15 protein-coding genes are annotated in these 22,491 nt (G+C 65.4%); 3 read left to right on the top strand and 12 right to left on the bottom strand.

Annotation, left to right across the window (positions count from 1 at the left end; genetic code table 11):
- Window positions 1–14 precede the first annotated feature (14 nt).
- Window positions 15–2,129 (top strand): GumC family protein, encoded by a 2,115-nt coding sequence (locus KWG56_RS04255; RefSeq protein ID WP_201096396.1) that lies wholly within the window; start codon window positions 15–17, stop codon window positions 2,127–2,129.
- A 58-nt stretch (window positions 2,130–2,187) separates the two neighbouring features.
- Here the strand turns inward: KWG56_RS04255 and KWG56_RS04250 are convergent, their stop codons facing one another.
- The 11 genes from KWG56_RS04250 to KWG56_RS04200 form a co-directional block, all read right to left on the bottom strand.
- Complete coding sequence (locus tag KWG56_RS04250; protein WP_219353853.1) at window positions 2,188–3,174, bottom strand: alpha/beta hydrolase; 987 nt, start codon at window positions 3,172–3,174, stop codon at window positions 2,188–2,190.
- Entirely contained in the window at window positions 3,164–4,666 is a 1,503-nt protein-coding gene (locus KWG56_RS04245) for a M20 family peptidase (RefSeq protein ID WP_219353852.1), read from the bottom strand. The genes KWG56_RS04250 and KWG56_RS04245 overlap by 11 nt, the downstream gene beginning before the upstream one ends.
- Window positions 4,663–5,592 carry a sugar phosphate isomerase/epimerase family protein gene (locus KWG56_RS04240; RefSeq protein WP_219353851.1) on the bottom strand — a complete coding sequence of 310 codons (930 nt, stop codon included), beginning with the start codon at window positions 5,590–5,592 and terminating at the stop codon, window positions 4,663–4,665. Before KWG56_RS04240 ends, KWG56_RS04245 begins: the two co-directional genes overlap by 4 nt.
- Window positions 5,593–5,647: 55 nt before the next feature.
- The gene (locus KWG56_RS04235) at window positions 5,648–7,243 is read right to left on the bottom strand and encodes a carboxylesterase/lipase family protein (RefSeq protein ID WP_219353850.1); all 1,596 of its coding nucleotides are present in this window, start codon (window positions 7,241–7,243) and stop codon (window positions 5,648–5,650) included.
- A 24-nt stretch (window positions 7,244–7,267) separates the two neighbouring features.
- Window positions 7,268–8,869, bottom strand: a complete 1,602-nt coding sequence (locus tag KWG56_RS04230; RefSeq protein ID WP_219353849.1) for a carboxylesterase/lipase family protein — start codon at window positions 8,867–8,869, stop codon at window positions 7,268–7,270.
- Between the two features lie 2 nt (window positions 8,870–8,871).
- Window positions 8,872–11,178, bottom strand: coding sequence for a beta-glucosidase family protein (locus KWG56_RS04225; protein ID WP_219353848.1), 2,307 nt, complete (start codon window positions 11,176–11,178; stop codon window positions 8,872–8,874).
- The gene (locus KWG56_RS04220) at window positions 11,175–11,864 is read right to left on the bottom strand and encodes a TetR/AcrR family transcriptional regulator (protein WP_219353847.1); all 690 of its coding nucleotides are present in this window, start codon (window positions 11,862–11,864) and stop codon (window positions 11,175–11,177) included. Before KWG56_RS04220 ends, KWG56_RS04225 begins: the two co-directional genes overlap by 4 nt.
- Window positions 11,861–13,117: a glycoside hydrolase family 1 protein gene (locus KWG56_RS04215; protein ID WP_244999628.1), complete on the bottom strand. Its 1,257-nt coding sequence runs from the start codon at window positions 13,115–13,117 to the stop codon at window positions 11,861–11,863. The genes KWG56_RS04220 and KWG56_RS04215 overlap by 4 nt, the downstream gene beginning before the upstream one ends.
- A gap of 330 nt (window positions 13,118–13,447) precedes the next feature.
- Window positions 13,448–15,736 (bottom strand): TonB-dependent receptor, encoded by a 2,289-nt coding sequence (locus KWG56_RS04210; protein WP_219353846.1) that lies wholly within the window; start codon window positions 15,734–15,736, stop codon window positions 13,448–13,450.
- Window positions 15,737–15,923: 187 nt separating this feature from the next.
- Window positions 15,924–16,793, bottom strand: coding sequence for a GDSL-type esterase/lipase family protein (locus KWG56_RS04205; protein WP_244999627.1), 870 nt, complete (start codon window positions 16,791–16,793; stop codon window positions 15,924–15,926).
- The gene (locus KWG56_RS04200; RefSeq protein WP_219353845.1) at window positions 16,790–18,937 is read right to left on the bottom strand and encodes a beta-N-acetylhexosaminidase; all 2,148 of its coding nucleotides are present in this window, start codon (window positions 18,935–18,937) and stop codon (window positions 16,790–16,792) included. Before KWG56_RS04200 ends, KWG56_RS04205 begins: the two co-directional genes overlap by 4 nt.
- A 145-nt stretch (window positions 18,938–19,082) precedes the next feature.
- Here KWG56_RS04200 and KWG56_RS04195 point away from each other — a divergent pair, with 145 nt between their 5' ends.
- Window positions 19,083–19,832 carry a GntR family transcriptional regulator gene (locus KWG56_RS04195; protein WP_219355405.1) on the top strand — a complete coding sequence of 250 codons (750 nt, stop codon included), beginning with the start codon at window positions 19,083–19,085 and terminating at the stop codon, window positions 19,830–19,832.
- 163 nt (window positions 19,833–19,995) lie between these two features.
- Here KWG56_RS04195 and KWG56_RS04190 read toward each other — a convergent pair whose 3' ends face one another.
- Window positions 19,996–20,844: a LysR family transcriptional regulator gene (locus tag KWG56_RS04190; RefSeq protein WP_219353844.1), complete on the bottom strand. Its 849-nt coding sequence runs from the start codon at window positions 20,842–20,844 to the stop codon at window positions 19,996–19,998.
- Window positions 20,845–20,969: 125 nt separating this feature from the next.
- Between KWG56_RS04190 and KWG56_RS04185 the strand changes: the two genes are divergently transcribed.
- Window positions 20,970–22,487: an MFS transporter gene (locus tag KWG56_RS04185; RefSeq protein WP_219353843.1), complete on the top strand. Its 1,518-nt coding sequence runs from the start codon at window positions 20,970–20,972 to the stop codon at window positions 22,485–22,487.
- Window positions 22,488–22,491 lie beyond the last annotated feature (4 nt).

Here is a 22,491-nt window from a genome sequence, read left to right as displayed (position 1 = left end):
CCAGAGCCCGCGTATTGACCGATCAAACCCCGACAGATGTGCGTGAACGACGTCCTTCCCACCAGGGTCTGACGGTGACGATCCGCGATCTGGCGACGCCGGTTTTCTACCACTGGCGCAAGGCGCTGATCGCCCTGCTGATCCCTGTGCTGCTGGCCCTGGCGGCCGCGACCTTCGCCAAGCCGGTCTATACAGCCCAGTCGCGCCTGCTGATCCTGCTGGGCGACGAATATGTGTTCCGCCGCTCGGTCGGCGATGATCCGAACGGCGGTCTGCCGACCTTTGACCGCGCCCAGATCGTCCATGCGGAAATGGAGATTCTCGGCTCGCGTGAGCTGCGCGAAAAGACCCTGACGGACATCGGCCTGGCCCGCGTCTATCCCAAGATCGGCGATGGCGCCGTGGGCATGAACCGCGCCCTGGAGCAGTTGGACCGCGACCTCAGCATCCAGAACGTGCCGCAGTCGAACACGATCGAGGTGCGGCTGCGTCACGGCGATCCGCAGGTCGCCGCCGATTTCGTCAATCGCCTGGTGCGCAGCTACATCGCCAACCGGCGTGAGATCTTCCAGCGCTCCGACAGCGCCGCCGTCACCGACCAGCAGCGCGAACTGGCCGATCAGCTGGCGGCGACCGAAAGCCAGATCGCCGACCTGTCCAACCGCTACGCCATCGGCGACTTCGACCAGGAGGTTCAGGCCGTTCAGCAACAGCAGACGGCCCTGACGGCCCAGGTGGCGGCGCAGTCGCAGTTGATCGCCACCGCCGCCGCCCGCGCCGACCGCCTGTCGGACCAGTTGCGCGCGGCCAATCCCGAGATTCCGCTGAACACGGACCAGACCCGGTCCCAGCAGGTCACCGCCCTGACCCAGAATCTGATGCTGCTGCGCGAGCGCCAGCGCGTCGCCGCCGCCCGCTATGCCGCAGATTATCCGCTGGTGGTCGAGCTGAACCGTCAGATCGCCGATCTGGAGGCCCAGATCGCCGCCGCGCCTCAGTCCCAGACCGATCTGGTCCGCAGCGGCCCCAATCCTGTCCGTCAGCAGATCGAGACCCAGCTGGCCACCACGCGCGGCGAACTGGCCGGCCTGCGCGCGGGCAAGGCTCAGGTCGATCAGGCCCTGTCCAACTCACGCACGCGCCTGGCCCAACTGGTCGAGATCGGCCCGCGCTATCGCGAACTGGTGCGCCAGCGCACCCTGACCGAAACCGCCTATCGCAGCGTCGCCGGAAACGCCGAGGACACCCGCCTGCAGAACAGCATCGCCGGAGCCAACGCCAACGTCCGCGTCATCGAGGCCGCCCAGATCCCGACCAAGGCCCGCACCGGGCGTATGCTGATCCTGGCCGCCGGTCTGCTGGTCGGGATTCTGGCGGCGCTGGCCGTGATCATCGTCTCCGCCGCCGCCTCGCCGGTCATGGTCACGCCGCGCGACGTGGAGAGCCGACTGCGCAATCCTGTGCTGGCCGCCGTGCCGCTGATGGACGACGAAAACCAGACGCTGATGCCGCGCTGGCGGCCCTTGCCGCAACGCCTGACCGGCGACGACGCCGCCCTGGTGCTGCGCCGACTGCGTGAGACGCCCAGCGGATCAGGCGTCATGGTGGTCGCCGGTCCCGAAGACGGCGTGGGCGTGACCAGCATCGCCCTGGACCTGGCTATCGCCTCGGCCTTCCGCTCCGGCGTGCCGACCCTGTTGATCGACGCCGAACCCATCGCCTCGGACGGGATCGCCCTGGGCCTGCATTCGGCAGGCGCCCAACTGACCAAGATCGCCAGCAGCCCCTATGTGCTGCAGGTGGAGAACAGCAATCTGCACGTCACCACGCCGATGGCCCGCGCGGGCTCCAATATATCTGAGGCGCGCTGGCGGACCTTCATCGACGGCCTGCGTCCGCTTTATCCCGTCATCATCATCGACGCGCCCGCCCTGCACCGCTCGACCGTCGCCCTTCTGCTGGCGCCCCTGGCCGAAGCCTCGGTGATCGTGGTGGAGGCCGAGGAAACCCGCACCGCCGTCGCCGCCAACCTGATCGAACGCATCACATCCGCCGGAGGCAAGGTCGCCGGCGTGATCCTGAACATGCGCAGCTTCCACATTCCGCGGTTCATCTATTCGCGGATTTAAGCGTGGGGCGCGAGCTTCAAGGGAGCGATCGCCGTCAATCGACCTGACTGATTTCCTATTAATTCAGAACCCGGTCCAGCCAGTTGGCGAACAGGTCGGGCCAACTGGTTGACGGAGAAACCGGAACGCCAAGGCCGAAGCCGTGGCCGCCTTCTTGATAGAGGTGGGCCTCGACAGGGCGGTGGGCGGCGCGGGCGGCGGCGATCCAGGCCAGGCTGTTGTCGGCGGATACGGTCGTGTCGTCCCAGGCGTGGACCAGGAAGCTGGGCGGGGTTTCGGCGCCGACATGCAAAACGGGCGAGCGTTTCTTGACCAGTTCGGCGGGGGCGTTGGCGCCCAGAAGCAGACCGCGCGAGCCAGTGTGGACCAGCGGCGCCTCAAGCGACAGAACCGGATAGATCAGGCCGACTGCGTCAGGGCGGGCGTTGAGCGCGTCGGCGGCGTCGACGGGCGCATAGACGGCCTCTGTCCAACCGGTCGCCAGACTGCCCGCCAGATGCCCGCCCGCCGAGAACCCGACCACCGCCACATGATCCGGCTGGATGGATAGGGTCTGCGCGCGCTGACGCAGCAGGCGGATGGCGCGCTGGGCGTCCTGCAGGGGCACATCGGCGCGATTGGGCCATCCCTCGCCCGGCAGGCGGTAATTCAGCACCGCGACCAGATAGCCCTTTGCGGCGAAATATTCCGCGACCTCGACGCCTTCATTGGCGATGGAGACGAACATATAGCCGCCGCCCGGAATGACCAGCAACGCACGGCCGTTTGGCTGGGCCGGACGCCAGATCCGCATCGACGGCGCCGGCGTCGACTTCAGGAAGGAGCCGGGCCAGTTGGGAAAGTCCGCAAGGGGCCTGTAGCTTTCGCGTCCCGGCGCGTCGGCAGGCCACAGCATGATCTGCTCGGCGGCGTCCCAGGCGGCGGGTCGGGTCATCTCCGGCGCACGCGGCTTCAGCGGCGTGGTCTGAGCCAGCGACGCGCCCGCACTGAAACAGACCGCCCCCAGCAGAGCCGCGCCCAGCAGATTACGGCGATCAGTTCGCATGGGTGGCCGTTCCGGCTTCGCCGGCCATCAGCCGGGCGTAGAAGCGAATATTCCGCTCCAGATTATCCAGCGTCATATGTTCGTTGACGCCGTGGATCATGCCCAGTTCCGACAGGTGAAAACGGTTGGGCGCGAACCGGTACACGTCCTGCGCCACAGGCGTCAGATAGCGGGAATCCGAACCCGCGATCATCAGCGAGGGCGCGATCGGGGTGGCGGGCGCCTCATCACCCAGCGCGCTGGCCAGATAGCGATAGGCGTCGGACCGAGACGACGAGACCGGCGTCGGCTCACGCCCCATCCCCTCGATCTCGACGTCGACCGGCAGCCCCTTGGTCGCCGCACGCGCGCGGTCCACGACATCCTGAACCGAGGCGCCCGGCGCGATGCGGTAGTTGATCCAGACGCTGGCGGTCTGGGGCAGGACATTTTCCTTGGGCGATCCGCTCAGCATGGTCGGGGCGATGGTGGTGTGCATTCCGGCGGCGGCGGCGGGGTTGGCCGCCATCTGCTTGGCCAGCAGACCGCCAAACAGCCAGTCGTTGGCCAGGAACAGCCGCGTCGAGAAGGGCGCATAGGGCGCCAGTTCGCGCAGCCCCTCACGCGTGGCGCCGTCGTAACGCAGCGGCCAGGCCTTGCCCTCGATGGCGGTGATGGCGCGGGCCAGAATCGACACGGCGGTCTGGCTGGGCGGGGCCGAGGCGTGACCGCCCTGCCCCTTGGCCGTGATCTTCAAGGTGACATAGCCCTTTTCCGCCACGGCGATCAGGGCGGCGGGCCCTTTGACGGCGGGGTGGTCTTCGATGATGGCCGAGCCTTCGTCCAGCACGAACCAGGCGCGAATGTTGCGCGCCTTCAGCACCTCTGCGACGGCCTTGGCGCCGTTGCCCTGAACCTCTTCGTCATGGCCGGAGACGACGATGATGGTGCGTTCCGGCTGGCGGCCGGCCTTGGCCAGGGCCTCGCCCGCCTCCAGCAGGGCGATCAGCGAGCCCTTGTCGTCAATGGCGCCGCGCCCCCAGACCGCGCCATCCGCCACCAGGCCGGAGAAGGGCGGCGTCTTCCATTCGTTCAGGGTTTCGGGCGAGGCGGGGACCACGTCCTGGTGCGCCATCAGGATGATCGGCTGAAGCGCCGGATTGCGCCCCGTCCACGTCCAGATCAGGGCACCCTCGCCGACGGTTTCGCGTTTGGCGGCGGCGTGGAAGGCGGGATAGGTCTGGGCCATCCAGTCATGGAAGGCGGACCATTGGCTCAGGTCATTCTCGGCCTTGTCCTGATGCGACACGGTTTCGAAGCGGATCGCCTGACCCAGCCGGTCCGCCGCCTGATTGAGGTCGAACGCCACGACAGCAGGCGCTTGATCCGTCGCCAGTGCGGTCGGTTTCAACATCAGGGTGCGGACCACCAAGACGGCGACCAACAGAACCAATGCGGCGATGGCGATACCGAAGACGGTCAGCAGCCGCCCCGCCCAACCCTTGCGCCTCATGCCCGGTTTCCTTGCAGTGTGGTGAAGTATTGCAGCGCCTGACCGGCGGCGGCGACTTCCTCGCCAACCGGCATGTTCTCACGCTCGATGAAGGAGATGGCGATCCCGGCCTCGGCGGAGGCGCGGCGCCAGCGCGCCCAGTCGATCACCCCTTGGCCGAAAGCGGCGGACGCGGGCGATGCAAGCCGCGTCGTGGGCTGCAACGGCGCGCGCCAATCCTTCAGGTGGGCCGAGCGGAACCGCCCCGGATGACGGGCCAGAAGGTCGAACGGATCGGCCCCGCCCAGAACGGCGTTGCCGACATCGAACTGGAAATGCGCCTGCGCGGGATCGACCCGCTCCAGCAACAGGTCCATGGCCGTCTGTCCGCCGACATCGGCGAACTCGACATTGTGGTTGTGGTAGGCGATCGCAACGCCGGCCGAGCGCGCCTTGTCCCCGATCTGGTTCAGGCGATCCGCATTCCAGCGCCAGTCGTCCGCCGTCAGAGGATGCGCCAGCAGGGCCGCAAAACGATCTGCAGGCGCAACCTCCAGCAGACCGGCGAAGCCGGGCATGGGAGCCGCCACCGTGGTCATGCCGATCTCACGCGCATAGGCCAGCCGGTGGTCCAGCTCCGCATCGGTCATCTGCAGGATGGGCAGGTGACCGCTGACGCAGGCCAGGCCCGCCGCATCAAAGGCCGCCCTCAGTTCGGCGCCGGACAGGTCGGGCGCGCCCGCCAGCTCCACCTTGCGGACCCCCAGATCGGCCAGGGCCTTCAGCGTGCCGGGAAAATCCTGCGCCATCGACTGGCGCACCATCCACAACTGGACGCCCAGATCCGCAGGCGGGGCGACAGCCGCTGACGCCGATCCGCCTTCACTCAAGGACCAGACCAGGGGCGCGGCCCCCGCCATCGCCAGTAATCCACGCCGTGACAGCATTTTGCGCCTTCCCCTCAATCCCTCTGGCGATGATCGTCCCAACGATCCGCCCGTTTCAATTCGCGCGAACGCCGGTGACGCTGCCCATGGCGTCCAGACGGCTGCGCCACGGGTCGACCATCAGTTTCAGCCCGTCCTCGCCGATCCACATGATCTGATCGTTCGGCTGTTGTTGAGGCCATGTCGGCGTCGTCGGCCCGTTCGGATCGTGGCGCTTGACGAAGTTGACGATGACGTCCGCATAGGCTCGGGCGATCCTGTGATCAGCAGCCGAGAACGGTCCAGCATCCTTGGGCATGGCGTCCAGACGATCAAAGGCATAACCCCCGTTGGAACCATGTCCCGCCCCGATCCAGTCACCGCGATGCGCCTCGGCCACATGGGCGAAGCGATACTCCCAAGCCGGCAGGCCCAGCCGCTGCATGGCCCGCACCGTCTCGCGGCCATGGGCGACGAACAGCCGGTCCCCAAGCATGTCCAACCGCACGCGCGCAACCCGAGCCGTCCCTTGCGGATCATACAGAGGCCGCAGCCGGTCAAAGGTTCCAGCGGGCAGGCGGCTGGCCAGAAGGGCGGACATGGCGTCGGCGTTGGGCGACTGAAGCACGCCCAGCAACTCGCCATCCTGCGCCCCGCCCAACAGCGGCACGCGGGCGACGCGTCCTGCAGCGAAGGCAGAGCCGGGAGCCTCGGTCACTAGACGGCCGTCTATCATGGGCCCGGAAAACAAGTCAGGCCGCATGTTCGGAAAAGCCGCCTGCTCCAGCAGTCGCGCGGCAGGCAGGCGGCGTAGTTGCGCCAGATTTTCCGCCTGAACCAGACGCGCAAAACCCGTCCCCGCCGCCTCGCCCGACGGCAGGCCGCCCGCCGATTTCTGCGTCAGATGCGGCATGTCTGGGTCAGCCGAAGACGAAATGATCACGGCCGAGAACAGATCGCGCGCCTCCGGCGCCATCATCATCGCCTCAACACTGGCCCCGCCCGCCGAAGACCCAAACAGGGTCACTCGCGTCGGATCGCCGCCGAAGACGCCGACATTGTCGCGCACCCAGCGCAGGGCCGCCAACTGGTCCATATAGCCGTAGTTGCCCAACAGACCATGATCCGCGTCCGCCCGACTGAGCTCGGGATGAGCGAAGAAGCCGAAACGCCCAAGACGATAATTGAAGGACACCACGATCACGCCGCGCCCTGCCAAGGCCGAACCGTCATACTCCGGCTCCGCCGAACTGCCAGTGACCCAACCGCCGCCGTGGATCCACACCAGCACCGGCAGCCGCGCACTCGACGCGCTTTCAGGTCGCCAGACATTGATGGTCAGACAGTCTTCCGACATCGGCGGCTGGACGGCCAGCGATGGGCTGTCCGGCTGCATGCAGATTGCGCCCATGCGCGAGCCATTGCGCACCCCGCGCCAGTGCTCTGGCGTCTGGGGCGCCCGCCAGCGCAGATCTCCGACCGGCGGACGCGCATAGGGAATGCCCTTGAACGAAGCGACGCCCTGAGCGTCGACCACGCCGGACACCCGGCCCGTCTGGGTGCGGACTACCGGCTCGGCGCCCGCCGCGACAGGCGCGGCCAGAACCCCGACGAACAAGGCAGCCGCGCAGGACTGCAGAACCCGCCGCCTGGACGAAACACTCAAGACCATATCGGCGTCTCCCCTCGCCTCAACTCAATGGCTGTCCGTGCGACCCTGCATGAAATCCAGCCGGGCTTTCAGCGGATCAGCCTCTCCGACGAAATCGCCCCGAGGCGTCACAGACAACAGTTGATCGGTTTCGACCTCGAACTGCGGCCAGTTCGGCAGCCCCCGACCGTTTGGATCGCCGTTGCGGGCGAAGTTGGTCCAATAGTCGGCCAGACGCGTCGCCACCGCCTGATCCTGAGCGGTCGGATGCTCCAGCACCCCGCTCAGACGGTCAAAGGCGAAGGCCACGTCAGAGGCGTGATCCGCACCCCAGGGCGCACCTGCCCGCTTCTCCTCGGCCACATAGCCGAAGCGGTACTGATAGACGGGTGCGCCTTGAGCGGCGAAGGCGCGGGCCACGAAACGCGCTGGCTCGACCATGTTCTTGTCGCTGCCTACCGCCCGGTTGACGCCTTCGACCGGGGTCTGACCATCGGGATCATACAGATGGCGGGCGGCGGCTTCATCGGCGCCGAACTTGGCGAAGGTCGCGTCCTTGTTGTTGGCGAACTCCAGACTGAGATCCGCCGTGGTGGCGCCGATCAGGACCGGAACCGACCGCTGACGCCCCTGACGATATTGGGCCTGCGGCGTCATGGCGACGACGCGGCCGTCGACCACCGGCCCGGCATAGAGGGCGCGGGGGCCCGCGACGACCAGGGTCATCATGTTCAGGTCGCCATTGATCCGTTCGGCAGGAAGGTCGCGCAGGGCTGCGACCGCCTCGGCGCCCGTGGACGTGACGCCGAGCCGCTCTGCAAAGGCTGCGCCCAGGCTGTCAGCGGAAGGCGCGCCCTCCAGGTCTTCGGACAGGCGGCGTTCGCGCCCCAGGAAATCACGCCCGGCGCCGGACTGGATGATGGCGCGGTCGAACAGCCCCTCCCCCATCGGCGAACCGAGCAGCAGATTGATGGAGATGCCGCCTGCAGATTCGCCCATCACCGTGACATTGGCGGGGTCGCCGCCGAAGGCTGAGATATTGGCCCGAACCCAGCGCAGGGCCGCAATCTGATCCATCAGGCCGTAATCGCCCTTGGGCTCGTCAGGGTGTTCCGCCGTCAGGCCAGGGTGGCCGAAGAAGCCCAGCCGCCCCAGCCGGTAGTTGAAGGTGACGACCACCAGGCCGCGCTTGGCCAGCTGATCGCCATAGGTTTCCGGTGAAGACGACCCGCCGTTCACGAAGCCGCCGCCGTGGATCCAGACCAGAACCGGCAGTTTCTGACGGGCCGACACACGTTCAGGCCGCCAGACATTCAGATACAGGCAGTCCTCGGACAGAGGCGCGGGCGGCGTGACCTTCACCCCTGGCAGGTTCGGCATCCGCCCCTGCATACAGTCCGGGCTAAGCGCACCCGCGTCGCGCACCCCCGCCCAGGCCGCGACGGGCTGGGGCGGGCGCCAACGCAGATCACCGACGGGCGCCGCCGCATAGGGCACGCCGCGCCAGGCCGCGACGCCGTCCTGAACCACGCCGCGCACAGCGCCGTTCTGGACCTGGGCGACCGGCTGCGACTGACCAGCATGGGCCAGGGCAGGAAGACCGGCGCCCAGAACGCCGACAAGGGCCAGAACGAGCGCCGGTTTCATTCTTATTGGTCTCCGGCGACGGTGCGGGCGATCTGGCTGGTCGCGTTCAGACGGACGTTCGCCCGGCCTTCCGGCGCATCGGCGGCGCGGCCGATATAGACCTGATACTCACCACCTGCGCGGCGCCAGCCGCTGGCCGCCGTGTACCACGAGGCCAACAGACGGGGGTCTGCGGACACTGTGACCGTGCGGCTTTCGCCGGGCTGAAGCTCGACCCGCGCCCAGCCGACCAGACGATGCGTGCGTCCGGGAGGCGCCGCATAAAGCTGGGCCACTTCGGTTCCCGCACGGGCGCCTGTATTGGTCAGGGTGACGGTGGCGCTGAGGTCTGCGCCGCCGTTGAACCGTGCATTGGCGTAACGGAAGCTGGTGTAGGTCAGACCGTGGCCAAAGGCGAACAGCGGCTTGGCGCCCGTTCGTTCGAACCAGCGATAACCGACGTCCGAACCTTCCTGCATGTCGAAACCGAACGGCGCGACCGGCTTGCCCAGACCAAAGGGCGTGCGCTGGGTCGGATCAAAGCCGGGGATTTCCGGGCGCGGCAGTTGTTCAACCGAAGCGGGGAAGGTCATCGGCAGACGGCCCGAGGGCGACACCTCGCCGGTCAGCAGCTTGGCGATGGCCTCGCCTCCGCGCTGGCCGGGATACCAGGCCTGAAGCACTGCCCCGACCTTGGACAACCACGGCATGGCGGTCGGATTGCCGCTTTCCAGCACGGCGACGGTGCGCGGGTTGGCCCCGGCGACGGCCGCGATCAGATCATCCTGACCGAACGGGAACAGCAGGTTCTCGGCGTCCATCCCTTCTTCTTCGGGACGGGTGGCGAAGACGATGGCGACATCGGCGGCGCGGGCGAGCGCCGCCGCGCGGGCCGGGTCGGAACCGTCGTCGAACTGAATGTCGGCGTCGGGGCGCAGCGCCTGCAACGCCTTCAGCGGCGACGACAGGCCATAGACCGGCGCCAGCAGGGCCGAGATGCCTTCACGCCCGCGTCCGTCGCGGAAGCTGCCGCCATAGGGCATGACCTGGGACGAACCGCCGCCGCCCGCCAGCACGCCGCGATCCGCGAAGCCGCCGATCACCACGATCTTCTTGGCCGTCGCCGCCAGAGGCAGCAATCCGCCCTCGTTCTTCAGCAGAACAATGCCCTGCAGGGCCACCTGCTCGGCGACTGCCGCATTGGCGGCCTGATCAATGGCGCCGCCCTTTACCGCGACATTGTCGATGGCGCCGACGGCGAACAGGCTGCGCAGGATGCGATGCGCCGACAGGGCCACGCGATCGGCCGAAATCTCACCGGACTCGACGGCGGCCTTCAGCCCCGCGAAATAGTTTTCGTCCTGCGGGGATTCCTGATCCAGACCGGCCTCAAGCGCCGTCTTCATGCTGTGGACCGCGCCCCAGTCGGACATGACCCAACCGGCATAGCTCCACTCGTTGCGCAGGACATCGTTCAGCAGGAACGGGTGTTCGCAGGCATAGACGCCGTTGATCTTGTTATAGGCGCACATGACCGATCCGGGCCGTCCGCGCGCATTGGCGATCTCGAAGGCCAAAAGGTCGGATTCGCGCAGCGCCCCCTCTTCGATGCGGGCGTCGTGGACGAAACGGCCCGTCTCCTGATTGTTCAGGGCGTAATGTTTGATGGTCGAGACGACGTGCTTGTCCTGGATCCCGGCGATGGTCTCGCCAATGATCAGGCCGCTCAGCAGCGGGTCTTCGCCGGCATATTCGAAGTTGCGGCCGTTGCGCGGTTCGCGCGCCAGGTTGACGCCCCCGGCCAGCTGGATGTTGAACCCCTTGGCGAAGGCCTCGGCGCCGACGACGCGGCCCGCCTCACGCGCCAGTTCGGTGTTGAAGGTCGAGGCCAGGGCCAGGCTGGCGGGCAGCGCCGTCGCCTCGTCGCCGCGACGCAGGATGCCGCCCAGATTGGCGACGCCCAGGCTGGCGTCCGACATCTGTTGCGCGGGAATGCCCAGGCGATCGACACCGGCCACATAACCCGCAGAACCCAGGGCGCCGGGCGGGGTTTCCTTACGCATGTTTTCGGGAATCGAAGCCGGCAGAGGCACGCCCAGCGACAACAGACCGAAGCCCGACTGAGTCCGCAGCAGTTGAATCTGCTCATCCAACGTCATGGCGGCGACCGCCAGTCGCGCCCGCTCATCGGGCGACAGGGCGGTGTTGGCCCACGGGCGCGCAGCGGCGGCCTGCGTCGGCTGGGCTGAGGCCCGGGCCGTGGCCTGAGCCAGCACCGGCGACGCCGAGACAAGGACCGTGGACGCCAGCAGGATTCCCATCAACTTCATGAACTTGTTTCCTTTGGTTTTACTCGTCCGCGTACGCGGAAGACGCCCTGCGCGGAGCTGGGCTCGATCAGTTCTGCGCCGCCTGCTTCGACCCCGTAGGACAGCAGCCGGCTCAACAGCCGCACCGACTTGATCATTTCGCCCGGTTCTTCAGCCAGCAGTTCGGCGATCGACAGGCCCCGCACTGCCCACACCATCAGGCGTTTGACGACCGGAGACACGGGCACGCCGGCCGCATCGGCGACGCGGTCTATGGCCAGGAATGAATCTTTTTCGATGGTGATCTGCAGCGGCTTCAGCCGTCGGGCCAGTTCATCGTCACTCCGCGCGCCCTGCAGGATTTCCAGCACCGCCACGCCGCTGGGACGGGACAACACCTCCCAGGCGACTTCGGGCAGGGCCATCAACCGCTCTTTCGCATCTTCGATCCCGCCCAGCTTGGCGAGATAGAGATCCATTTCCTCGGCATAGACGCTCTCGACCACGAACAGCATCAAATCCACCTTGGTGGGAAACTGATGCAGCATGGCGCCCCGGCTGACCTTGGCGTCGGCGGCGACCGCCATGGTCGTGGTGGCGGCGTAGCCTCGGGAATACAGAGACAGGATCGCGGCCTCAAGCAGACGCGCGCGCGTTTCTGCGCTGCGGCTTTCCTGAGTTCGGCGCGGCGGCTTGGTTTCGGTCAAGGTCGGAGATCTCCCGGCAGGCCGCCCCGAGCCAACCGCCCGAGATGGGCGGCGCTCGGCTTCGGCGTGCGCTCGAACGTGGTGCGGTCGACCGCAACCAGTCCGAACTTCGGTCCGAAACCAGCGAACCACTCCCAGTTATCCAGGAACGACCAGTGGATGTAACCCCGTACATCGATGCCGTCGCGCATACAGGCGAAGACAGCGGGAACCGCCCTGTCGATGAAGGCGACACGACGCGCGTCATCCTCGGTCGCAACCCCGTTCTCGGTGACGTAGATCGGCTTATCGGTGTGGCGCGCGACCAGACGGATCGCCCCTTCCAGCGCCTCGGGCGCGAAGGGATAGTTCATCTGGGTCAGTTCGACACCTTCGGGATTCGGCAGATCAGCATCCTTGCCGACCAGGGCGTAGGTGTAATTCTGCACCCCGATGAAGTCGCCCCGCGCCCGCACCCACGGCAGGACCGCATCTTCAAGCTTGGCGTCCAGCCCGGCGTCCGGCGTTCCCGCCCGTTCGTCATTGACGGCGATGGTCAGGCCGACCGGCGTCCGGCCGCCCGTCTCGCGGCGAATGACGTCATAGGCGCGCTCATGCGCCTCAATGATGATCGGGGTCTGGATGCGGAAGTCACCCAGCACAAGCGGCGCGAACTTGTCGGAGTTGACGGCCCGCGCCGCCGACGCGCGCGACGCCTGGACGATGGGGCGGATCTGCTTGGACAGCGAGCCCCAGCTCATCAACCCGCCCAGGTTCGGCTCGTTGAAGGTCGCCACAACACCAAACAGGTCGCCCAGATGGCGGCTGACGATTTCGGCGTATCGAACAAAAGGCTCGATCCCGTCGCGCGTCTCGAATCCGCCAGCAGCGGCGAACCAGCGCGGCGATGTGAAGTGGTGCAAGGTGACGACCGGCGTCATTCCGTGACTGCGGATCGCCTCCAGCACGCGGCGGTAGTAGGCGATGGCGGCCAGGGAGATCTGGCCCTTTTCCGGCTCGATCCGCGACCATTCGATGGAGAAACGATGGGCGTTGAAGCCCAGCGACGCCGCCAGAGCGATGTCATCGAAAACACGGTGATAGGCATCGACCGCATCGCCGGAGGCCTCACGGAAGATGGTCGGCTGGACATGCTCCACGACCCACAGGTCGCTGGCGACATTGCCCCCTTCGATCTGATAGGCGGCGCCCGCCGATCCCCACAGAAAACCTGAGCGGGCCGGAATATCGGCTCTTGCCGTCCCAGTTGCCACCACTGCGCCCCCTGTGGCTGCACCCACCGCCAGCAATCCTCTACGGCTCACCCTAGTCATGCCGTCCCCTCCGCTACGCCCCAAATCCTGCTGCAATCCTAAGAAGCAGACCAAAAACAGTCAATCTTGATTGTAACTTTAATGCTGCGTCGTTTTGAACCGGGATGAACAGTCATCAGGATCCAGATTGAGATCGCAGCGAAGCGATTATCGACCATCCATCGAGAATCGCCCTCACCCTGCCGAGAATGAAAATCCTGAACGCGGGAAGAAGAAAAGACGGGCCGGACACTGTCCGGCCCGCGCCCCAGAAAGGGCAGGCTCAGAAGATCAGAAAGCCACCGTCAGGTTCATGCCGACCGTACGGAAGGCGTCAGGACTGATCACCCGTTCGTAGCCACCAGCATTGAACAGGCTGAGCGAGGGGTATGCGCCATAGAACATCTGGTCCAACAGGTTGCGGGCATACAGACTCAGGCGCCACGAGCCGTCCTCGCGGCCAAAGCCGATATTGGCGTTCAGCATCCCGTAGGCGTCAGTGACGGAGCGCGGATCGGCCGTGATCGCGTAGGCGTCGTCACGCCACGCCCAGTTCGCGCTGGCGTCGATCTGAAGACCGGCGCCGACAGAACGCTCATAGGCGATGTTCAGATTATAGCTCCACTCCGGGGCCCCAGCCAGACGCTGGCCGGCATAGTTGGCCACGAAGGTGTCCGCTGAGCCCGGCACTTTATAGCAGCCCTGGCCGACGACGGTCGAAACCGGCTGCCCCGTATAACAGGGACCGCTATAGTCCTTGTAGGTCGCATCGCTGTAGGCTGCACTGCCGCCGAAGGTCAGCCCCTTGATCAGACGGAAGCTGGCCTCCAACTCCACCCCGCGCGAGCGCATCAGGCCGGCGTTCGTCAGACCCAGTCGGGGCGTCGCAGACGTCAGATCCAGAGCTTGGGCTTGGAAGTCGGTGTAGTCCGCCGTGTAGAGGGCACCGTTCAGAATCATGCGGCCATTCAGCAGAGTCGATTTGACGCCGACCTCATAACTTTCAACCGTTTCGGGCTTAACTCGCTGAACCACGCCGCTGACGGAATCGATCGCCGGCCCCTTATAACCCGTGGAATAGGTGCCGTAGACCATCAGGTTGCGGTTGGGCGTGTACTGAACGCCTGCACGGCCCGACACATTGTCGGCGCTGACTTCACCATCATACGGCAACAGCGTGCCATAGGTGAAATAGCCCGCGACCGGATTGACCTTCAACGACCCGGACGTGGTGTCGTTGGTGTAGCGCAGACCGCCAATCAGCTTGAACTGGTCGTTCAGGGCATAGGTCGCCTGCCCATAGGCCGCATAGCTTTCTGTCGCCGAATGCTGGAGGCGCTCGCCATACAGAACCGCCTGAGGCGCCAGGGGATTGCCCGTGACGAATTTCAGGAAATCGCCCTTCTGGGTCGTCCAGCCGTTGATGTTGGTCTTGAAGTAGAACAGACCCGCTACGTATTCGAGACGCTGACCCGAAGGCGAAGCAATCCGGAACTCCTGGGTGAACTGGTCATTGTCCATCCCGCCGTCGCTGAAATTGAAGATGTTCAGAGGGGAGTGGTCGATGTCGGAAAGCTGCGACATCTCTGACTTGCGGTAAGCCGTGATCGACGTCAGCGTGTAGTCGCCGAGGCTGTAGTTGGCCTGTAGCGAAATGCCCTGAACCTTGGTGTTCGCGATCCAGTCGCCATCGTCATAGGCCAGGAAGGTGTTCTCGCCAGGCTTGACGGCGTAGGCGTCGAACAGCGCATTGTAGCGCGGATTAACGCCCAGGCTCTTGATGATCGGCGAGTCGCGCGCGAAGCCTTCCTGATAGTCAGCGGTCAATACGAACGACAGGTCGTCCGTGGGCTGCCACAGCAACTTGCCACGAACACCCTTGTTATCGCGATCACCAACATGGCCGCCGTGATTGACATAGGGAATCGCGCCGTCCTGGGCCGTATAGAAGCCCGAAATGCGAGCTGCCAGGGTCGAACTCAGCGGCATATTGACGACGCCCCGCGCGATCTGCTCGTTGCGCTCGCCGTAGGACAGACTGGCGTCCCCGGAGAACTCGTCGAGCCGCGGATTGCGGCTGATGATCTGGATCACGCCTGCCGAAGCGTTCTTGCCGAACAGGGTGCCCTGCGGGCCGCGTAGAACCTCAACGCGCTCGACATCGGCGAACCCGGTGGCGCCCGGATCACGCGGCAGGCCGATCACTACGCCGTCAACAACTAGGCCCACCGTCTGCTCAACGCCGCTGTCGTACGTCTGGGTCCCGACACCGCGGACCTGATAGCCGCCGCCGTTCGCAACGGGGTTGGTCGAGGAGAAGGTGACGTTCGGCGCCAGATACTGGAGATCGGACACCTCGCGGAAGTTCGACTTCTCCAGCGTCTCGCCAGAAACGGCGGTGACCGACACCGGCACGTCCTGAAGGCGCTGCGCCCGCCGCGTCGCCGTGACGACGACTTCGCCCAACTGGGTGGCATTGGCCCCGGCGGCGTCCTGCGCGCTGGCCGGCATCGCCATGGCCAGAACCGTCGCCACGCCCGTCGCCGCCAACCAGGCCGCGCGCCCGTATGATTTACGCATTGTCCGTTCCCCTCGCATTATTTTGCTTTTGTCCGGTCGAGGTTCACGACCTCGCCATGCCTGTTATAGTCAGCACTGCTTGTAAGTTGCTGCAAGCAGAAAAATGCGTCGAACGTTCAGATTACGGATGCGTGACAAGGAAAACGCCAAAGCGGTATGCAAAAGGTCGATTACAGACCAATTGGTATTAATTCACCGCCGCCAAAAACAGCCGATCCATGATGGCGTAGGCATCCCTGTTCGGATGAACGCCATCCAGACTCAGCGCGCGATCCAGTCCCCCTTGTTCATTGGCGAGGACGGCGTAATAGTCGATGAAACCAAGCCCCTCACGGGCGGCATAGTCCCGCAGCCAATTATTCAACGTCACGATCTGGGCGGCAGGCCGGACGCCGGGACGCCAGAAGAACCGATCCGCTGGCGGCACGGCTCCCAGGACAACCTGAATCCCATTGGCCCGAGCCAGCTCGGTCATGGCCATGATGTTGTTCTTCCAGGCTTCGGGACTGGTCGCCCCGCCGTTGCCGGCAACATCATTCGTACCCGCCAGAATGTGAACCAGACGCGGCTGCAGGGCCACAACGTCGGCACGGAAACGCACGAGCATCTGCGCGCTGGTCTGCCCCCCTATGCCGCGCCCGGCGATGCGCCGCGCCGTAAACAAGGATGCATCCGCCCTCGCCCAATTCTCGGTGATGGAATCACCAATCATGACGACATCAGGCCGCAGTTCAGCGTCATGCAGGGCGGCATTGTCCGCGCGATAGACGCAAAGGCCGGGCCAGTCGTCCGCCTCGCGCGCCGCCTTGGCTGCGGAATAGGCCTGATAGTCCGGCGTCTGCGCCAAAGCCAGCAGGGCCGCCAGATCCGCCGGCCCGGGCCGGATCATCGCCTCCTCCAGGTCGAGGACCGACTTCGGTTTCGTCGGCATGGCGGGACAGGGATCATCCACCATGCCAACCACGGGCGCAGCCGGAACATCCTGAGCCTGCCCCTGGACGGGAGCCGCGATCCCCGCCGCCATGACCAGAACGGCGGCGACGCTCCCCGCCTTCACGGACGGGGATCCAAGCTGTCGACCAGTATCTCCAGCACAGGCGCCAGACCGATCAGAAGCAAGGCTGGCGGCTGGGGCACGCCCGTAATGATCTTCATCGAGGACGAAGAAGCGGCGACGACCTCGGCCTGTTTCGCCAGCATGGTGCGTGCGTTCGCCGTCCAGCCTCCAACGGGACGAACCCCGCGCGCCTTCAGATCCACCGCCTCCAGCGCGGTCGCGGCGAACCGAGCGACCTCCTCGGAAATGGGAATGGCCTGCTCCAGACTGTCGACGCCCTGGGCCGCGGCGACGAAGCGCGGATGATTGTCGCGGTATTTCTCAAGAGCCGCCCGCAGCGGCGCCGCCGCCGACGGGTCGCCGCGCGCCAGGGCGTCCGCCCAGACCGACATCCGATAGACGTCCAGGCTGTCTGCATTGGCGATATCCACGGGCGCCGTCAGGCTGGGCAGACGCAGCGGACGCCGCTCGCGCAGAGCCGCGAACACCTCAGCCAGGCGCCCCATATTCCGCACGGGAACTGTCGCATCCGCCAAGGTCAGAACGGCCTCCACATCATGAGGCGCCAGACGCGCAGCCATTCGTTGGCGTTGCGCCTGATCCTGCAGTCCCTGAACCCGCAGCCCCTCCTGCACCACGACCGCGCGGCGCATGGCGTCCTGCGGATTCGTGACGGTTTGAGGCGACCAGAAACGCTCAGCCAGCAGCGCCGCACGCGGCCAGAAACGGTGATCGACCATCTCATCGGTCACGGTTTCCGCCCACAGCGCCGCCTCGGCCCCCAGCACAAGATTTTTCTGATCCGCCGACAGGGGGTGCTCCGGCTTGGGACCGATTATTTTTTCGGGGCTGTCGGGGGGCGTGGCATCCACATCCAAGGGGTCTCGCGAATAGTGATCAACCCCCGCCCAGAGCAGATCCAGATAATAACCGGCGGAGACGACCGCACGGTTGTTCTGGCCCGTGATGTGAGACACCGCTTCCGAACTTCTCCAGGCCTGCACTACGACACTGTCGTCGATGGGCTGATCGGCCACCTCCTCCCAACCCATGGTCGTTTTGCCCAGCCCACGCACGATGTCGTTCACTTCCTTGAAGAAGTGATCCTGAAGAGCGACCGTGTCGGCGTAACCCTTGTCAGCCATGAAGGCGACGATGTCCGGGTTTCTGTTCCAGGCGGTTGCCTCAACCTCGTCACCGCCGACATGGAAATAAACGTCAGGGAAAAGAGCCGACATCTCTTCTAGCAGGCCCTTGATGAAGGCGTATGTCGTCGGCTTGGTCGGATCGACCGCTGCACCGAACATGGCCAGACGATTATTCGGATCCACCGGCATGGCCGCCAGTTCCGGATAGGACATCATGATCGCCCCCGTGTGAGCCGGGAAGTCGATCTCGGGCACCACGCGCACCCCCCGATCCGCCGCATAGGCGACCAGCTCCCGCACCTGGTCCTGCGTATAGTACTGACCACGCGCGCCCACCTCGGTCAGACGCGGATAGCGCAGGCTCTCGATGCGGAAGCCTTCGTTGTCGCTAAAGTGGAAGTGAAGCACGTTCAGCTTCACGCGCTCCATGGCGTCGATCTGGCGCTTCAACGTGTCCAGCTCGACAAAGTGACGGGCCGTGTCGACCATCAGGCCGCGCCAGGGGAAACGGGGCGAATCCTCGATCTGCGCGTAAGGCAGGACAAAACCTGCACCTTGCGGCTGAACCAGTTGGCGCAGCGTCGCCAGGCCACGCAGAACACCATCCTGCCCGGCAGCCGTCAAATGCACGCCGCCTTCCGTGACCTTCAGCGAATAGGCTTCCTTAGCCTCAAGCGTGCCTGCCGCCGGATCCGCCGACACCGCAATCACCAGGGCCGGTCCGTCGCTTGTCGGGGCAGCGCCCGTCAGCGCATTGATGTCAGTCTGGAAACGCGAAACGGCGCGCTGCAGCCGCGCATCCGAAAAGCCTTCGAAACGAACCGCGAACCGCCCTGTAATCGCCAGCGCCTGACCCTCAGCCGCATTCACCGTCGCTGACACCGGCAAGGGCATAAGCGCCGCCTCGCTCGCGTGCGCCGAAGCGCCCCCCAAGGACAGAACCGCCAGAATAGCCGCGCCGCTCGCACGCGTCGCCAAGCCTGCCAGTCTATTCATATGCCGCATCATCGCTCTCCCCTTGGACAATACCAATCCATCCATCAGCGGTATTGACACCAACACCAAGTGGACCACACAAGGATTTCTACATTTCCAGTCAGGATTGTCTAGATCATTGACATCAGCAGCCCAGAGACCCGTCATCTACCGATCCTCGACCGACCTTGGGCAACTGGGCGAAGGCGGGCCCCTGTACGTCCGACTGCAACGGCTCATACGCGCCGCCGTCAACGACAACCGGCTGGTCATCGGCGCCGCCCTGCCCAGCGAACGCGACCTGAGCGAGGCTTACAACCTGTCACGCGTGACCGTGCGCCGCGCCATCGACGAACTGGTGGATGACGGCTTCCTCAGTCGTCGGCGCGGTTCCGGCACTTTTGTCTCCGACACCGCCCCGCGCACCGAACGTGTGGAAAAGAGCTTCTCGACCCTGTCGTCCTTTTCCGAAGACATGAAGGCGCGGGATCGCATCCCCGGCAGCCGCTGGCTGACGCGTGGGTCAGGCTTTGTCACGCCCGAAGAAGCTCTGTCGTTCGGACTGTCCCCCGGCTCGCCCGTGCACCGCTTTCGGCGCCTCCGCCTGGCCGACGGTGCGCCAATGGCGATTGAGATTTCGACCATAACCGGGTTCGCCCTGCCCTCGGTCGAGGCGGTCGGCGCCTCTCTCTACGACGCCCTCAGCGTCACCCGCTGCCGCCCCGTGCGCGCCCTGCAACGCCTGCGCGCCGAAACCGCTGGTGAAGAGCGCGCCAAGCTGCTGGAGGTCGATGCGGGTCACGCAGGCCTGCTGATCGAACGCCGCGCCTTCCTCGCCGATGGACGGCCCGTGGAGCTGACGCGCTCCTTCTACCGCGGCGATGCCTACGACATGGTCGCCGAGTTGGGCGTGTAATGACTTCGATAAAGCCTACATCATGAAGCAGCAGATACAGCGGGTCGTCGAATTCATAACCGGTGGGCGCCCTCCAGCACCGGAAACACGGTGATGAGATTGTTGACGATTTTCGCGCAGACGCTCGATATTCGGCCACGATCGCCTCTTCGTGTTGAAGCAACTAGGCCCGATGCTCTCGAAAGGCGCTGGCGATCGTACGCAGTGCGGCCTTCGACTTCGGGTCCGTCAGCGTAGAGTGCAAGACGATCTCAGATGACGGCAGCGGCGGCAGACCGAACCGCTCGCCTATATCCACTGTCCCGGCCGGCGCCAGTCGACGCGAGAAGACCGACGTCGCCAATCCCGCCGCAACTGCCGCATCGACAGCGGATGAGCCGCCGCCGAGGAACACCTCGGTCCAGGTCATGCCAATCTGATCCAGGGCTCGTGTCGCCAGGTCGCGAACGCCGCAGGCGGGCGACAAGGCGGCGAGTCGCAGCGGCTCGCCCTTTCGGTGTTCAAATCGCGGAGCGGCGAACCAACCGAAATGCTCAGGCCCCAGGGTTTCGCCGTCGCGACGGTCCTCCTCGCGCCGGATGATCGCCGCGTCCAACTCCCCACGATCAAAGGCGTCCAGCAGGACGCGCGAGTTCTCCAGCCGGACCTCTATCGTCAGGCAAGGATCATGCGCATTGAGGCGCGCCAGCAAGACCGGCACTTCGGGTCCGGCCACATGGGCGGCGATGCCCAGTACGAAGTGGCGACGCTCATGGGACAGAGACGACAGCGCCTGTTCGTGCGCGCTCAGAAAAGCCCGCGCCGCGTCGAGGAACAACGCGCCATGAGCCGAAAGCCGGACTGAGCGCGGCGTGCGCTCGATCAAACGACGCCCCAGACCGTCCTCCAGCCGCTTCAATTTCACGCTGACTGCGCCCTGTGTCGTCGCGAGAGCCTCGGCCGCCCGGGTGAAGCTCTGCAGGTCAGCGATCGCCACGAAGGCCTTAACCGCCTCAACATCGAGTGACTTCATTTCAGCTATCCGAATTCAACATCACTGAAATCTCAAAACATCCTGTTTTGTTGTGGTCAAGCCCAGACTATCTCCCCTCCGCCGGACATGGCGTCCTTGTCCAGCGTTCAACGAGCTTGCCCCTCATGATCCTGTCCCGCCCCTCCCAAAGCACGCAGGCGCTCGCCGCAGTCGCCCTTTCTTCCCTGATGTTCGGGCTCGAGATTTCGAGCGTGCCAGTGATCTTGCCGACGCTCGAACGCTCGCTGGGCGCCGACTTCATCCAGCTTCAATGGGTCATGAACGCCTATACGGTCGCAGTGGCCAGCGTGTTGATGGCCGCCGGTGCAGTCGCCGACCGGTTTGGCCGCAAACGGCTGTTCCTGATCGGGGTCGCCGTCTTTGGTCTGACGTCGTTCGCCTGCGGCGTGACTGACAACATCAATGTCTTGATCGGCGCCCGATTTCTGCAGGGGTTGGCGGGCGGCGGCATGCTGATCTGTCAGGTCGCCATCCTGTCGCATCAGTTCCGCGCCCCCCAGGCGCGCAGCGTGGCCTACGCCTGGTGGGGCGTCATCTTTGGCTTAGGTCTGGGTTTCGGCCCGATCATCGGCAGCGGGATCCTTGCTGTAGCCGGTTGGGAATGGGTCTTCTTCATCCACGTCGCCCTGGCCCTCCTGACGTTCGCATCGGGGATGTCCGGTGTCCGCGAATCCCGCGATCCGCAGGCCAGCCGCCTGGACATCGCCGGCATACTGACCCTGTCCGTGGCTGTCCTGAGCCTGACTGTCTTCATCACCGAAGCTCCACGACTGGATCTTGCCTCCCCGCCCGCCCTTGCGATCCTCTTCGTTTCCGTTGCCAGCTTCACCGCCTTCGCAATCGTCGAACGACGCGTGTCCCATCCCATGTTTGATTTCAGGGTCTTCAGCATTCCCACGTTCTCGGGCGCGCTGGTTGGCGCAGCGGGGATGAATCTTAGCTTTTGGCCGCTGATCATCTATCTGCCGATCTGGTTCCACGCCGGTCTGGGCCTGTCCTCGGTCAGCGTGGGCATGGCGCTGCTGGCCTATACCCTGCCCACGCTGGTCGTGCCGCCGGTGGCCGAACGACTGTCTCTCCGCCTCGGTGCAGGCCTGGTCATTCCCGCAGGCCTGTTCGTCATTGGCGCAGGCCTTCTGATGATCCGCCTTTCGCTGGAACTGGCGGGCGCGGGCTGGCCCCTGCTAGCGCCAGGCCTGATCCTTGCCGGCGTAGGTCTGGGTTTGACCAATACCCCAGTGAGCAACACCGCCAGCGGCGCTGTCTCCAGCGACCGCGCAGGCATGGCCTCCGGACTTGATATGAGCGCGCGCATGATCACGCTCGCGATCAACATCGCCGTGATGGGCGCGATCCTGTTCAATGGCGTTTTGGCCCATCTGAAGGCGACGCCAGACATGGGCCCCGTCCTGCATCAGGTCGCGGAACGCGTCGCCGCCGGCAGCCTTGAAACCGGACTGCCCGTGGGCTTGGCCCAGCAGGCGCTTGGTGCAGGCTTCGGATGGGTGACGCTGTATGGCGGCTTCGCAAGCTTGCTGCTCGCGCTAGGAAGCTGGGTGCTGTTTCGCGCTGGAGCCAGCATAACCCCCGCCGCTAACCAGCCCTCGACACCTCAATCATAGCACC

It is taken from the genome of Brevundimonas nasdae (assembly GCF_019395145.1).
In the GTDB taxonomy this organism is placed as follows: domain Bacteria; phylum Pseudomonadota; class Alphaproteobacteria; order Caulobacterales; family Caulobacteraceae; genus Brevundimonas; species Brevundimonas nasdae.
This window is presented reverse-complemented; position numbering and strand designations above follow the sequence as displayed.